The following is a 13,543-nucleotide window of genomic DNA, read 5'->3' on the forward strand; positions in this document are numbered from 1 at the left end:
CGCGCCGAACGATCGGAGGTTTCTGAATCGTCGCAGGTGTCGCCTAGTCCGCCGGTTCTGCGGGCCGTTGTCGATCGACCGGCCAGCACTTGAGTACAATACGAAGCGTCACTTTGCGAAATGCAGAGTGACGTTTTTTCGTGGACACGTCCGATCGATTCGTCTGGTCGAAATCCGCGACGCCTTCCACCGATCCATCCTTCCTGCACCTTTCTCCCACCTGTAACGTTTGGAACCCATCATGCCCGTTGTGCGTTTGACTTGCTTGTTTGCTTTGGCCGTCTGTTCTTTCACCACCGCGTTTGGCGAATCAACCGCAACGAAATCCGGCTGGACCGTGCTGTTCGATGGGGCCAACACCGACGCGTTTCGGAATTACCAGTCCGACACGATCTCATCGGGATGGAAGATTCAGGATGGCGCTTTGGTGCGTGCCGAAAAAGGTGCCGGTGACATCATCACCAAGGAAAAGTTTGGCGCATTTGAGTTGGAACTGGAGTACAAGATCTCACCCGAAGGCAATAGCGGCGTGATGTTTCATGTCACCGAAGACAACCCGAAGCCGTGGCAAAGTGGGCCGGAGATTCAGGTGCAAGACAACACCGCAGGCCATGATCCGCAAAAAGCCGGGTGGTTGTACCAGTTGTACAAAGCCGACGTTGATGCCACGAAACCGGCCGGACAATGGAACCAGCTTCGGATTTTGATCACGCCCGAAAAGTGCGCTCACTACGTTAACGGCGTGAAGTACTTCGAATATGTCAAAGGCAGCGATGACTGGGATCAGCGCGTCGCAAAAAGCAAGTTCTCGAAATTCGAAGGCTTTGGTGAAGCGACCAGCGGCCACATCGCATTGCAAGACCACGGCGACGAAGTGGCCTATCGGAACATTCGCGTCCGCAAATTGGATTGACGTTTCCGCTTGATCTTGATCCTTTGTTGATCAGATATCTGTTTGTCGGCTTTGATGCCGGCGCCGCCGCCAGATTCAATCGGGCATCGGCGCCGGCATTTTTTGATATGACGAAGCTTTGTGTGGATGGGCTTCGATGAAGCCTGTGACGCTATGCTGGCGCGAACGCTTCAAGACAGCGACTATGAAGCTGCGCTGCCGTGGCTTGATGGATTCGACAATCCGGGGCTGTTCCCTGTCCCGTTCGATGTGCCGGTTGCCCGTTCTTGGGGATAGCCAAAATTTCGATAGTCGCGTCGGTAGATCGAGTGAACCTTTGCCAGGGCATGTGCACCCAGTTCGGGGATTGGTGTGGTGTCTTGCCGATTGAATCCATGCAACGACGCCGAAATCCCAAGTCGCTTGCCGATCGGTTCAAAGCCGTCGGGAAGCGATTCAACTTTCACGACATCGTCCACCATCAACTTGTCCGCGTCGGTGCACAAGAAAAAGCTTTGTGGGACGAAGTGCACCCAGCGATAGGCAAAGGCTTGGTCAAGAACGTTGCAAACGAAGTCTTCGAACGATCCAGACGCGGCCCGAATAACATCGCCGCATTTTGCATCGGCGCGACCTTTGCCACCGGATAGCACATATCGGTAGGCGGAAAACAGGCGAGTCAACGGCGATCGGACGAGCGAAAACTTGTAGTAGTTCTCGAATCGCAGTGGGTCGTAACGTTGGTACACGAAATACGGGTAGTGACCGATGATGTCGGTTCCGAAAACCAGTCGCCCAATACTTGATCCCGCCGCTTTGGGGACGTGAATGAAGATCACTTTCTTTGCGACGGACCGCGGGTGATAAACCGATGCGATTCCAGTCCGTTCCCGAACACGAAGCGACCAGCCGAGCGGCAGGAATCTTGGCAATCGATAGCGATGGCGTAGGAACGATGCTTGGCGAAACTGCGATGGAGTCATGCGCCTATCGTAAAAGCGCGTTCACTGATCAGAAAGGTCCCGGCGATCCAGTCGATCGCCTGTGCATCCGATACGGCTGCGCAAACTTCATCGGGGTAGCCACTGGTATGACTTGGTCAGTGGACACCCTGTTTCGGAAAGCGAAAGATGCCGGCGTCACTGCGGGAGCATCCCGTGGGCGACGTCGGCATCATTCGTTGGGCAGAGCGGTGGTGGAGCGATTCCTAGCTTTGTAGTCAAACCATTGATCGCTCGACGGAATTACTCCAGATAGCTCTTCAACATCCAAACCGTTTTTTCGTGCACTTGGATGCGAGCGATCATCAAGTCTTCCGATTCGGAGTCGTCCGCGTCGCCGGCGACATCGCGTGCGGCTTTTAAATCGGTCAGCAGTTTGTCGTAGCATTTGATCAAGTGGCGAACCATGTCATCGGCGGACGCATCTTCGGCCACTTCATCGATGGCTGCCAGCTTTGCAAGGTTGGCCAAACCGCCGGGGGCCAATGCCCCGATCGAACGGATACGTTCGGCGATTTCATCAACCGCTTCGAACATCTCGGTGTATTGTTCTTCGAACGCATTGTGCAGCCCAAAAAACGAACGTCCGCGAACGTTCCAGTGGCACAGATGCGTTTGTCCCATCACCGCGTAGGTGTCGGCGACCACGCGGCGAAGCGATTCAACCAGTTTTTCACTCATCAGAAATTCTCTTGGCGACAACGGCATACATATCGATGAATCGGATAGACGTATTGTCGACGTTCCGATTCGATTTCACTCATCATGGCAATGTCGCTTTGAATCATTCAACCGCTGCGGCATGTTGACGCGGACGGGCGAGCAAAGGGCCGGTCACGGTTTAATTCGTCCTAGGTGCCGACCTGAATGACGATGCGTCGATAGTCGGTCAGCGGATATGGTCGGCCCGTGTCGGTGATTTCAAGAACCAAGTGAATGGTGTGGCCGTTGGCGTCTTGCGGAACATCGAAGCTTGGCGTTGCTGTTTCGTCGTCGCGGATCGCAGGCAATTCGCCCGCGTAGGATCCCGCTTCGGGATAGAACCACCAGCGAAACTGCAGCGGATCTCCGTCGGGATCGGTGGACATTGTGGCGTCAAGCGATAGTTGTTGTCCCGCCGTACCGCCGCGAAACACAATGGTGTCGCCGGCGTCATCGCCAACTGCGGCGACAGGATGATGGTTGGCTTGGTCGTAGGAACGAACACACCAGTCCAATCGTGCGGCAAAATCGTTCCACGTCGCCCGACGGAACCTCCACACGGGTGCAAAGATTCCGCTGAAATCTTCACCGGTTTCCGGATCCATCCAGTGATCCTCCGCTTCGGCATAGACCTTGAAGGGACGACCGGTTTGTTCGTCGTCTCGTACGCTGCGGTGTTTGGACCAATAGTTGGATGCCTTTTCGGGTTCAAACCGTCCCGACCAGCCGCCCCAATTCACGTGATCGACGGAAAAGAGTCCTTTGTTAACCAAGCCCAACCACGGCACCGTTCCACCGCCTTCGAGGAAGGAGAGGCGGCCGCCGGCAAACTGACGCAGTGGCCAAGCGACACCCAGCGGCCCGTTGTCTGATTTGATGTGATCGAGCGCCCAGTGGTGTTGCCCCAGACCCGAGTATTCGTAGGGTTTCCAGATGTGAGGTCCCAGCGATTGGCGTGACCCGCGATTGTCTTTCTTGCCATCGCCGCCCGGACCGCCATAGGCATAGGTTTGATAGTTGCTGCGGATCCAGTGGATGTCGGGAAACTCGGCACAGATCCATGCACCGGAGTTGTCCTGGGCTCCATTTTCAAAGACTCGCAATCGCGATACGAAATCCGCGACTTCTGCGGCGGTGTGACTGGCCCGAAAGTCGATCAATGCTTGGGCCAGGGTGTTGGATCCCGCATTGACGACCACCCAAAGTGGTCTCCGGTCGTCCTTGGTCACCGCGTCAATGATCCGCTTTGAACCGGCGGTCGATTTGCCGGGGCCCGTGTCTTCGATTCCATAGCCGGTCTGACCCGATGCGACGACCGACCGCAGATGATCAGGATCTGCCCATCCGTCGGCATGCTTCTTCAGGTTGGGAAGCGCCTTTTCGTACGCGTCGATGATCTGGTGGAACAGTTCGGGGTGAAGTCTTTGGCGATAGGCCGTCGGGGAACCCGGATGCAGGTACTTCCCGGTGACGGCGATCAAACCCTCCACGTCGAACTCGTTGCAGCAGGCCATCAAATGGACGATCTGCTGTTCTTCGTCCGGTTCGTTGCCCATGTCGGCCAGGACTAGCATCCGGGCGCGTCCGGCGGTGGTGGTTTCGGCAGCGGACGAAGGTTCGCCCAGATAAGATATCAACAACAACGCAGCGCAGATCATTCTCATGATCGAATTCTTTGAAGGAACTGAAGCAACGCGGTGCCTGCGACCGCCATCACGAGTGGCTAGCGTAGCGGATTTTTTGGCCTGGCATTGGTCGATACCGGGCGACGCGGCTGCGTATGGGATGGGGTGTGACATCCTATGCCGTTACTGCCGGTCAACCGATTCCGATGTGGCGTGGATGGTGAATTGATTGGTGTCGTCCGTTTCCGTTTGTGGAAAGATTTGTGTCTTATGAGAATGCTTGGCACCATCTGTTTGCTGGTTGTCGCCACTGTGACGATGGAGAATCGGGTAGTTGCGAAGGATCGGCCCAACATCATTGTCTTTCTGGTCGACGACATGGGTTGGACGGACAGTTCGGTCTATGGCAGCACCTTTTACGAAACGCCGAATCTGTCACGCTTGGCCGGCCAGGGCATGCGGATGACCCAAGCGTACGCACAACCCTTGTGTTCGCCGTCACGGGCCGCGTTGTTGACCGGAAAGTATCCGGCCAGGATCGGGATGCATCAGGCGATCACCGGGCAAAGCAAGCCACATCCGATCGTTCCCGCGGCGGCGAATCCGCGGCAGAGCGTGGTGTGGCCGCAAAGCCGATCGCACTTGCCCCTGGCGGAGCGAACCATCGCCGAAGTCCTGCGAGAGGTTGGCTATCAGACTTGCTTTTTGGGCAAATGGCATTTGGGAGCGTCACCACGTTTCTGGCCCCAACAGCAAGGCTTTGAAACCGTGATCGGCGTTGGCGGTGCCGGACCCAGCGGCGGCTATTTCGCGCCCAACAACATTCCCGCGTTGCAACCCGGTCCGGACGGCGAATACATCTGTGAACGCTTGACCGACGAAGCGTGTTCGCTGATCAGTCGGCGCGGCGAAGATCCGTTGTTCTTGTATCTGTCACACTTCAACGTTCATTCGCCCTACGAAGCGCCTGCCGAACAGATCGAACGTTTTGCGGCGAAGATGGATCCGGAAAACAAACACCAAAATCCCGTGATGGCTGCGATGCTGTATGCAATGGATCAAAGCCTTGGGAAGATCATGAAGCGGTTGGACGACGAAGGGATTGCGGATGATACGTGGTTGTTCTTTTTGTCGGACAACGGCGGGATTCACTGGCACAACATGAAAGGCCAGTATGCCCAGCGTTATCCCGTTCCGGTCACATCCAATGCACCGCTGCGCGGTGGTAAAGCTTGTTTCTATGAAGGCGGCATTCGTGTGCCGATGGTTGTTCGCAAGCCTGGCAAAATTGCCGCGGGGTCGGTTTGCGATGTGCCTGTCCATATGATCGATCTGTATCCGACGATCTGCCAGATCGCCGGCGCGGATGTGTCTCGGGAACTTTCGGTTGACGGGGTCAGTTTGCTGCCGATCTTGACCGAAACTGGTTCGCTGGATCGTTCACGTCTGTTCTGTCACTTTCCCCGATCCAAAACGTTGGCCGGAACGGTGGGCGGATCGTTCGTTCGAGATGGAGATTACAAGCTGATTCGCTTGTGGTTCGGCGGTGATAAAGGTATGCACGCCTATGAACTGTACAACCTGAAACAAGACGTGGGTGAACAGTCGAACCTGGCCGAACAAATGCCACAGAAGGTGGCGGAGATGGCGGAAGTCCTCGATGGTTGGCTGGACATGACGGGCGCTTTGGTGCCGCATCCCAACCCGTCGTCCAAACGCTAGCCCCTGGTGATTCGGGGCCGGTGATGTGATCGCGTCACCCCAAGGAACTGTCATCGGTGGCGTCGATCTGACGCACTAGTACGGTTGGCGTCCGTATTCGTCATAACGGCCGCCGTCGCGAGGCGGTGCGGGTTCGTTGTTCCAAGGCGGACGCCGATTGGAATAGGTTTCGCCGCTGTATCGATCGTCGCGGTAAGCCGTTCCCTGATAATCACGATCCCAGCTGGATCGATCGTCTTGCCAAGACTGTGCCGTGCGGTCGTCGTTCCAGCGGTCGTCTTGGTACGCTTGGTTGCGATCGTCGAATCCCGAATCGGGTTGCGACCGCCATTGGTCGGTCCAGCTCGCTTCGTCGCCCTGACCACCTTCACCGTTTTCGGTGCGGTGCTTGTCCAGGTATTCGCGGCCGCGTTCGCGCAGCTTGCTCAGGTCGCTTTTGATTTCACTGGTGTCGAATTTGATGCCGGTATCCTCACCGTCTTTTTCGATGGTGAACCAGCCGGCCGTGGAGGCTCCGACAACCAGCAGACCGATGATGAAAAGGTTGCGCATTCCTGGGTCCGTGCATGCGACGTGAAGAGACATTCCGTTACGTCGTCATCCTAGAAAACCCACGCCAGATGGGGAAGAGTGATTTGTCGGCCGGCGATGGGGCACTGGAGTTGACCCGCGTGGTCTGAAGACCACATCGGCAACCTCGTCTCCGGTGCAAAAACCGGTATTTCTCCTGTTTTTGCAAGGCCGGGATGCTCGTGCGAAACCAAAACAGACTGCGGATCCGCTGGAGAACACGGTCCCGTCGATGGATGAGACATTTCCGAAAGGCGAATGCTAGCGATTCCGCCGCCCCTACCGGCCGTCTCTGTTTCACGCCAGTTTCAGCCAGGCCGTGCATCCACCAGATCGGGCATCCGCGTTTCATGATGCGTCATCAATCGCGGTCGAGCACGATCCGGTATCGGGCGTTGCCTTCGCGCAGGTGCTCCATCGCATCGTTGACCTTGCTCATCGGAAAATGCTCGGTCACCGGAGTGATTTGGTGCCGCTGTGCGAAATCCAACATCGTGCGAATCGTCGCGGGGCTGCCCACGGGCGAGGCTCCTGCGGACAAGTCGCCAAAGATCATCGGCATCAGGTCCAGTTCCACCGGATCAGTGACGGCACCCAAAAAATGCAGGCGGCCGTCGGGACGCAAGGTTTTCAAGAATAGTGACCAATTCAGGTTCACGTTCACGGTCGACAGCAGCATGTCGAACTGACCCGCGGCGGCTTCGATTGCGTCGTCGTCACGGGAGTTGATCGTTTCGTGCGCCCCCAACTTCTTGGCCTCGTCCATCTTGGGACCGCTGGAGGTAAATGCAGTCACATGGCATCCCCAAGCGTTGGCAAACATCAACGCCATGTGTCCAAGGCCCCCGATACCGATGACACCAACGCGTGAGGTCGGCGAAAGCTGTTTGGTCAGCATGGGGTTGAACACCGTCACACCGCCACACAGCATCGGGCCGACTTCCGCGGCATCCAAGTCGTCGGGGATCTTGGTGACCGCCGCCGCTTGGGCCCGGACCCGATCGGCAAATCCGCCGTGGTGTCCGACGATGGTTCCCACAGCGTTTGCACATCGGTTGTGGTGTCCCTGCATGCATTGATCGCAGGTCATGCAGTACTGCGAATGCCAGCCCAGACCTACACGATCGCCGGGGCTGACATACGTCACCGATTCGCCCACGGCGTCGATCGTTCCGGTCACTTCATGGCCGGGCACCAGTGGATAGGCACTGATGCCCCAGTCGTTGTCCAGCATGCTGACGTCGCTGTGACAGATGCCGCATGATTCAACTTTGATATCGACTTGGTCGGGTTCAAGGTCGCCCAACTCGTATTCAAACGGTTCCAATTCTCCTTTGGCCTCGGTCGCGGCATAGGCATGAACAGTTGGCATGGTCAAAGGTCTCTCTTGTTCGGGTGGTGTTGCAGTTGGCGGTGGTCGTGCTGCTGTCATGTTAGAATTACCGTCAATCGCTGGAGCCCGCACCTGTCACGTTGATTCAACGTTGGGGTGTCATCGCCTGGCTCATCGGTCCGTTGTGCAAACGGTCACAGTTCCTCGTTACCGGGCGTTCGGTGATGGGTCGGCGACCCATTTGGTTGGCCACTTGCCATGAAATGGTCGCAATGCGATCAACGTTTTCATCCTCCGATGTTCACCGGATCAATGAAAAAATTCTCAACGAAATGGACGGTTTGGTTTTGTGGATGGCTTTTCCCGCTTGCGCTGTTGCACGTCTTGGGCATGCAATCCGTGTCGGCCGGCGACCCATCACGGCCGAACATTGTGTTGATCATGGCCGATGACATGGGGTTTTCGGATATCGGATGTTACGGCGGTGAAATCCAAACGCCGAACATCGATCGCTTGGCCGCCGGCGGAATCCGATTCACACAGTTCTATAACACCGGGCGTTGTTGCCCGACACGAGCGTCACTGATGACCGGGCTGTATCCGCATGAAGCGGGACTGGGGCACATGGTCTATCGTGATCGCGGCGCCGGTTATCACCCCTATTTGAATCGCCAGACCGTCACGATCGCTGAAGTACTGAAGGACGCCGGCTATCGCACGATGATGGCGGGCAAATGGCACGTCGGGCATGAAAAGGGACAGTGGCCGACCGATCGCGGATTCGAACACTTCTATGGCATTCACATACACGTCGACAGCTATTTCAAAGTGCTGCCGGGGTGCCCGGTCTATCACAACGATCGTCTGGTGATTGATGCGACCGAAGCACCACCCAACACGTTGCATCCCGATCAGCCTTGGTACACCACCGATGTGTTCACCGATTGGTCGCTTAAGTTCTTGGATGACGCGGCCGATGATGAGCGACCGTTCTTCTTGTACACGGCTTACAATTCGCCGCACTGGCCGTTGGAAGCACCCGATGAAAACATCAGCAAGTGCGAGGGGCGATACGACGAGGGTTGGGATCAATTGCGTCGCGAAAAACTGGAACGCATGATCCAGATGGGCGTCGTTGATGCGGACACCACATTGCCCGATAGCCAATGCCCCGCTTGGGCAGATCTGTCGGCGTCGGACCAAACCGAATCGGCGTTTCGACGCGAGATCTATGCGGCCCAGATCGAACGGATGGATCAAAACATCGGACGGATCATCGAGAAATTGGATCAGGCCGGCCGACTGGACAATACGCTGATTCTGTTCCTCTCGGACAACGGGTGCTGTGCCGAAGGTGGCATGTTCGGCTATCGCTGGAATGAAAATACCAAGGGCAACCATGATCAATGGCGAAACCAGAGTGGCCGCAGCAGCAGCATGGGCGAAGCTTGGTCCAATGCCTCCAACACGCCGTTCCGATTGCACAAACGCTGGGTACACGAAGGCGGTATCGCGACGCCGCTGATCGCCCATTGGCCCGACGGTATCGACCAGCCTGACCGTTGGTGCCGGCGACCGGGGCACGTCGTCGATGTTCTGGTCACCTGCGTCGATGTCGCCGGTGCCAAGTATCCAACGCAATTCGACGGCGAAGCGATCAAGCCGACGCCGGGTATCAGCCTGAAATCAGCCTTTGGATCGGTCGATGATTCATCGACCGATTCGCGTCCGCTGTTCTGGGAACACGAATCACACGCCGCGGTTCGGCAAGGCAAATGGAAACTGGTGACGCTGAATGCGACCGACGTCGATGCTTGGGAGTTGTACGACATCGTCCGTGATCGGACCGAGCAAAACGATGTCGCACCATCGCATCCTAAGGTGGTCCAAAGATTACGTGACCAATGGACCCGCTGGGCGAGACAAGCCAACGTGCTGCCATGGCCGAAGGATCGTACCGAGAAAAACTAAGGCTCCGCTGGCAAATCGAATGGCGATGCCGCCGGCTAGACGCCGGTGATTTCAGGCAGTTGATTCGGTCGATTCGGCTTGACCAGCTTGGCTGGCTTTCCAAGCATCACGCAACAGCGGATAGCTGTCACGTCCCAAGCGTTCGAAGGTGGCCAGGAATTCGCCCAGGTCGACGTCGATGTTGGTGACCTGTTCCGATTTCAGGAAGCCAAACGTCCCGCTCCACGGATCCGGTGATCCGGGGAAATAGACGGTGACACGACCATCGTCGCTGCGTTCGATTTCCAGCCCGGGTCGATAGACGCCCATGTGATCGATCAACACAGGCTTCATTCGATCACGGCCCAGTTCGCCGCCGATGCCGCCGGCCACTTGGTCTTTGTAGATCGAGTACCGCGGAAAGATCATGATCAGATGCTTTTCCACGATCCCGCTGAATTTCTTGCCGATGGCCAACTGGGCGGCGACGCCGGCGCCAAAGCACAGGATGATCAGTACCGCGATGGCGGCCATCAGCAGCACGGTGTAACCGTGGACCGTGCGGATTTCGAAGGTCTCGTTCAGGAACTGAGCGATCCAGTAGACGATCGATCCGACTTGGCCGAGCAGGTAGCCGACGACGATCAGAGGCAACAGAAAGACGATGCCGCCGATCGCCGTGGACCGTAAAAATCCGAACTGTCGTTCGACGTGTTCACGCATAGGAATTGGTGTTTACCGAAAAGGGTGAAGACGCCGGAGCCCTTGGCGTCGATGCCCTATTCTGACGTAAAACACAGCAATGTGCCTATGTCGGTTCCGCGTTTAGGCTTCGATCACGTATTCGAATTTCTTGTTGATCCCCGGCTTGGGAATCGGATACAAGCCGTCCGCATCGGGCATGACGGGGGCCGGGCCGTCCATCGTCATCTTGTCTGCATCGGGGGCAAACATTTGCGGACATTCACGCATTTGTTCGATGGTGATTTCTTGGCCGGTGTGTGCCGCCATGCGTCCCATGCTGGTCACCAAGCTGGCTTCGACGCCACGCGGGACTTCGTTGTATGGCTTGTCGTTGACAATCGCATCGACGAAATCTTCCCACTCCAAATCGTACGGGCTCAGCTTCGGGGTGTCGTATTCCCAGATGCGCTGGCGGCGATTCTGTTCTTGATCCTTGTATGAGCTGACGCCGCGTGGCGAGTGACCAAATTTGCTGACGAACGCCGATCCCTTGGTGCCGTGAACCACGCTGGACATTTCGTTTTGGCAGCCCAGCATGTTGCGGCCGTCGAAGAACAGTTTGGTGCCGTCGGGATAGGTGTATTCGACCGAATAGGTGTCAAAGTTCTGGTCGACGTACAGTTCGCCGTCTTCGTTGTGGCGATAGTGACGCCCGCCGACGGCGTGGGCCTTGATCGGAAACGCGTTCTTCATCCATGACGTCTCATCGATCTGGTGAATGTAGAAATCGCTGAAGCTGCCGCCGCTGGCCCATAAGAAACTGTGGAAGCGTTCGATTTGCCATTCGACTTCGGATTTGTGTTCGGGCTTCTTTGTGGAGAAGCAGGATCCGATGACGCCCTGCATTCGGTAGGCACGCATCGCAATGATGTCACCAATTTCGCCGTCTTGGATGCGTTGGTGCAATTGTTGGCGACCACGGCAGTGGCGAATCATCAGGCCGACCGCGCACTTCAGGTTTTTCTCGTCAGCCTTCTTGGACAGTTCCAGCATGCGTTTGGCGCTGGGGCCGTCGGCGATCAGCGGCTTTTCCATGAAAACATGGAGACCCTTTTCGATCGCTTTTTGGAAGTGGACCCAGCGGAACGCCAGCGGGGTGGCGAACACGGCGATGTCGCCCGGGTTCAATGCGTCCAAGGCTTTTTCGTAGGCGTCGAAACCGACGTGTCGCCGATCCTTGGGCACGTTGACCTTGTCGGGCGTTTCGCGGAATTCATTGTTCAATGCCGAAAGGCTGATTTCCAAGCGATTTTCAAAGACGTCGGCCATCGCCACCAACTTGGTCGGGCCGTTGCCGACACGCAGCGCGTTGCTGGCCGCGCCGGTACCGCGTCCACCGCAACCGATCAGTGCCACTTGAAGGGTGTCATTGGTGGCTTGGCCATAAACCTTGGGGACGGCCATCGCGCCGACGGCGGCGGTGGTTCCGGCGGCACTGCGAATGAAATCACGACGGGGCAGATCGGTCATGGTAAGAAAACCTGATGGAAATGGGTGGGGAAACGAAACAAGGTGGGATTCGTTGACGCCGGTGGGCGACCGCGCCGGCCGCATCGACGTCGCGGGTGAAGTGATCGTGCAGGGGAAGTGCTCGCTAGCGGGCATCGGTGGCGCTATTCCAAAACGCGTCCATTGTTTTGACGTCGGGAACCTGCATCGGACGAACGACTCGGAACCCGACCCATAGGGCGTCGGTGTGGTACCAGATGCTGCGGGGCAACTGCGGGTCTTGATCTTTCCAGGACGGATCGCTGCCGCGGCGATAGGCGGATCGCAATTGTTCGGGATCGTCGTACCAGCTGCCGCCACGAACACTGCGGGGATACAGCTTGATCGGCCGCACGATCGGGTTGGTGGTGTTGTCCGCGATGCGATCAAAGTAATCGTCTTCGTATTGGTCGGCGGTCCATTCCATGACGTTGCCGTGCATGTCGTGCAGACCGAACGGGTTGGGTTTCAGCTGGCCGACCTGTTGATACTTGTCATCGCTGTTGTCATAGAACCACGCATAGTCTTCCATCGCGTCGGCATCGAACGAATAGGGGCCGGTGGTTCCCGCGCGACAGGCGTATTCCCATTCGGCTTCGGTGGGCAGCCGATAAAAGTGACCCGTCTGGGCGCTCAACCATTGGCAATACTTGTTGGCCGCGTGCTGGGTCATGCTGATCGCCGGGTAACCGGTCTGCCCCATGCCGAAACTCATTTCGGTGTACGGCGGTGTCGGCTGGCTGACGCCATCAACGATGTCGTCGGTGGCCGGGTCGTAATCCTTGCGGGCACCATTTTTTTCACGCGGTGCTTGAGTGATCATGTACGGTTCGTATTCGTCCCAAGTCACTTCGCACTTGCCCATCCAAAACGGTGACACCGTGACCTGTTGCTGGGGGCCTTCGTTGTCTTCGCGGTCTTCTTCGTCTTCGGGACTGCCCATCATGAAGCTGCCGCCGGGGACCGCCACCATTTCAAACTCGACTCCGGTGCGAGGAATGGTTTGGCGATAGTTTTTAAAATCGTCTTGGCTGACCTCGCCCGACGTTTCAAGAATCTGTTGATGAATCTTGGTCAAGAGTTCAGCGTTATCGGGCGACGTCGTTGCCGTTTGCGCACCGGCGGGATTGCACAGTGATGTCACGGACAGGATGCACAAAAACGCAAAAGCAACAGGAGCCGAACACCGCAGTGGACTGGATCCGATGCGTCGAAGGACACACCGGCGGCAGGATGGGCGGGAGGAAATTGCCGATCGGCGAATCGGAGGCATGGGCGTGTAGCGTGAAGATGGAAAGGTAGGTGGAAATCTGGGCTCGATATGACGGCGTCGTCTACGCAGCCGGACGGGAGTTTCGCGACCAATGGAAACCCGGCGCGTAAGCGAGGAACGAACCGGCGAAAAACGCGGTCTCTCGCTTACACGTCGGGCTACTAAATTCAAAAAAAAATCTGTCCGCCTGCCTCGGAACCAAGGTGGCAACAGTGTAACCCAAAACTTGCTTGGATACTGTCA

Annotated in this window: 11 protein-coding genes; 3 read left to right on the plus strand and 8 right to left on the minus strand. The window is 57.0% G+C overall.

Going from position 1 to position 13,543, the window contains the following annotated elements; all coding sequences use genetic code 11:
* The first annotated feature begins 241 nt into the window (after positions 1-241).
* Entirely contained in the window at positions 242-913 is a 672-nt protein-coding gene (locus HFP54_RS17780) for a 3-keto-disaccharide hydrolase (RefSeq protein ID WP_168566188.1), read from the plus strand.
* 182 nt (positions 914-1,095) lie between these two features.
* Here HFP54_RS17780 and HFP54_RS17785 read toward each other — a convergent pair whose 3' ends face one another.
* The 3 genes from HFP54_RS17785 to HFP54_RS17795 all read right to left on the minus strand — a co-directional run bounded on the left by HFP54_RS17785 (position 1,096) and on the right by HFP54_RS17795 (position 4,259).
* A complete protein-coding gene (locus HFP54_RS17785) occupies positions 1,096-1,875 on the minus strand; it encodes a sulfotransferase family 2 domain-containing protein (RefSeq protein WP_168566189.1) in 780 nt (259 codons plus the stop codon).
* Positions 1,876-2,136: 261 nt separating this feature from the next.
* Complete coding sequence (locus tag HFP54_RS17790; protein ID WP_146414533.1) at positions 2,137-2,574, minus strand: Dps family protein; 438 nt, start codon at positions 2,572-2,574, stop codon at positions 2,137-2,139.
* A gap of 170 nt (positions 2,575-2,744) precedes the next feature.
* Positions 2,745-4,259, minus strand: a complete 1,515-nt coding sequence (locus HFP54_RS17795; protein WP_168566190.1) for a nucleoside hydrolase-like domain-containing protein — start codon at positions 4,257-4,259, stop codon at positions 2,745-2,747.
* A 231-nt stretch (positions 4,260-4,490) separates the two neighbouring features.
* On the opposite strand from HFP54_RS17795, the gene HFP54_RS17800 reads away from it, so the two are divergent.
* On the plus strand, positions 4,491-5,942 hold the full coding sequence (locus HFP54_RS17800) for a sulfatase (RefSeq protein WP_168566191.1): 1,452 nt from the start codon (positions 4,491-4,493) through the stop codon (positions 5,940-5,942).
* Positions 5,943-6,017: 75 nt separating this feature from the next.
* Here HFP54_RS17800 and HFP54_RS17805 read toward each other — a convergent pair whose 3' ends face one another.
* Together HFP54_RS17805 and ahr are read right to left on the minus strand one after the other, a co-directional pair.
* Positions 6,018-6,494 carry a hypothetical protein gene (locus tag HFP54_RS17805; RefSeq protein WP_146414530.1) on the minus strand — a complete coding sequence of 159 codons (477 nt, stop codon included), beginning with the start codon at positions 6,492-6,494 and terminating at the stop codon, positions 6,018-6,020.
* Positions 6,495-6,873: 379 nt separating this feature from the next.
* Positions 6,874-7,884, minus strand: a complete 1,011-nt coding sequence (gene ahr, locus HFP54_RS17810) for an NADPH-dependent aldehyde reductase Ahr (protein WP_146414529.1) — start codon at positions 7,882-7,884, stop codon at positions 6,874-6,876.
* 273 nt (positions 7,885-8,157) lie between these two features.
* On the opposite strand from ahr, the gene HFP54_RS17815 reads away from it, so the two are divergent.
* Positions 8,158-9,816, plus strand: a complete 1,659-nt coding sequence (locus HFP54_RS17815; protein ID WP_206036278.1) for an arylsulfatase — start codon at positions 8,158-8,160, stop codon at positions 9,814-9,816.
* A 51-nt stretch (positions 9,817-9,867) separates the two neighbouring features.
* Here HFP54_RS17815 and HFP54_RS17820 read toward each other — a convergent pair whose 3' ends face one another.
* The 3 genes from HFP54_RS17820 to HFP54_RS17830 form a co-directional block, all read right to left on the minus strand.
* On the minus strand, positions 9,868-10,518 hold the full coding sequence (locus HFP54_RS17820; RefSeq protein WP_168566192.1) for a DUF502 domain-containing protein: 651 nt from the start codon (positions 10,516-10,518) through the stop codon (positions 9,868-9,870).
* A 102-nt stretch (positions 10,519-10,620) separates the two neighbouring features.
* On the minus strand, positions 10,621-12,009 hold the full coding sequence (locus tag HFP54_RS17825; protein ID WP_168566193.1) for a Gfo/Idh/MocA family protein: 1,389 nt from the start codon (positions 12,007-12,009) through the stop codon (positions 10,621-10,623).
* A 124-nt stretch (positions 12,010-12,133) separates the two neighbouring features.
* A complete protein-coding gene (locus HFP54_RS17830; protein WP_235951987.1) occupies positions 12,134-13,105 on the minus strand; it encodes a formylglycine-generating enzyme family protein in 972 nt (323 codons plus the stop codon).
* Between the last annotated feature and the right edge of the window lie 438 nt (positions 13,106-13,543).

The sequence above is a fragment of the Crateriforma spongiae genome, from assembly GCF_012290005.1.
GTDB classification, from domain to species: Bacteria; Planctomycetota; Planctomycetia; order Pirellulales; family Pirellulaceae; genus Crateriforma; species Crateriforma spongiae.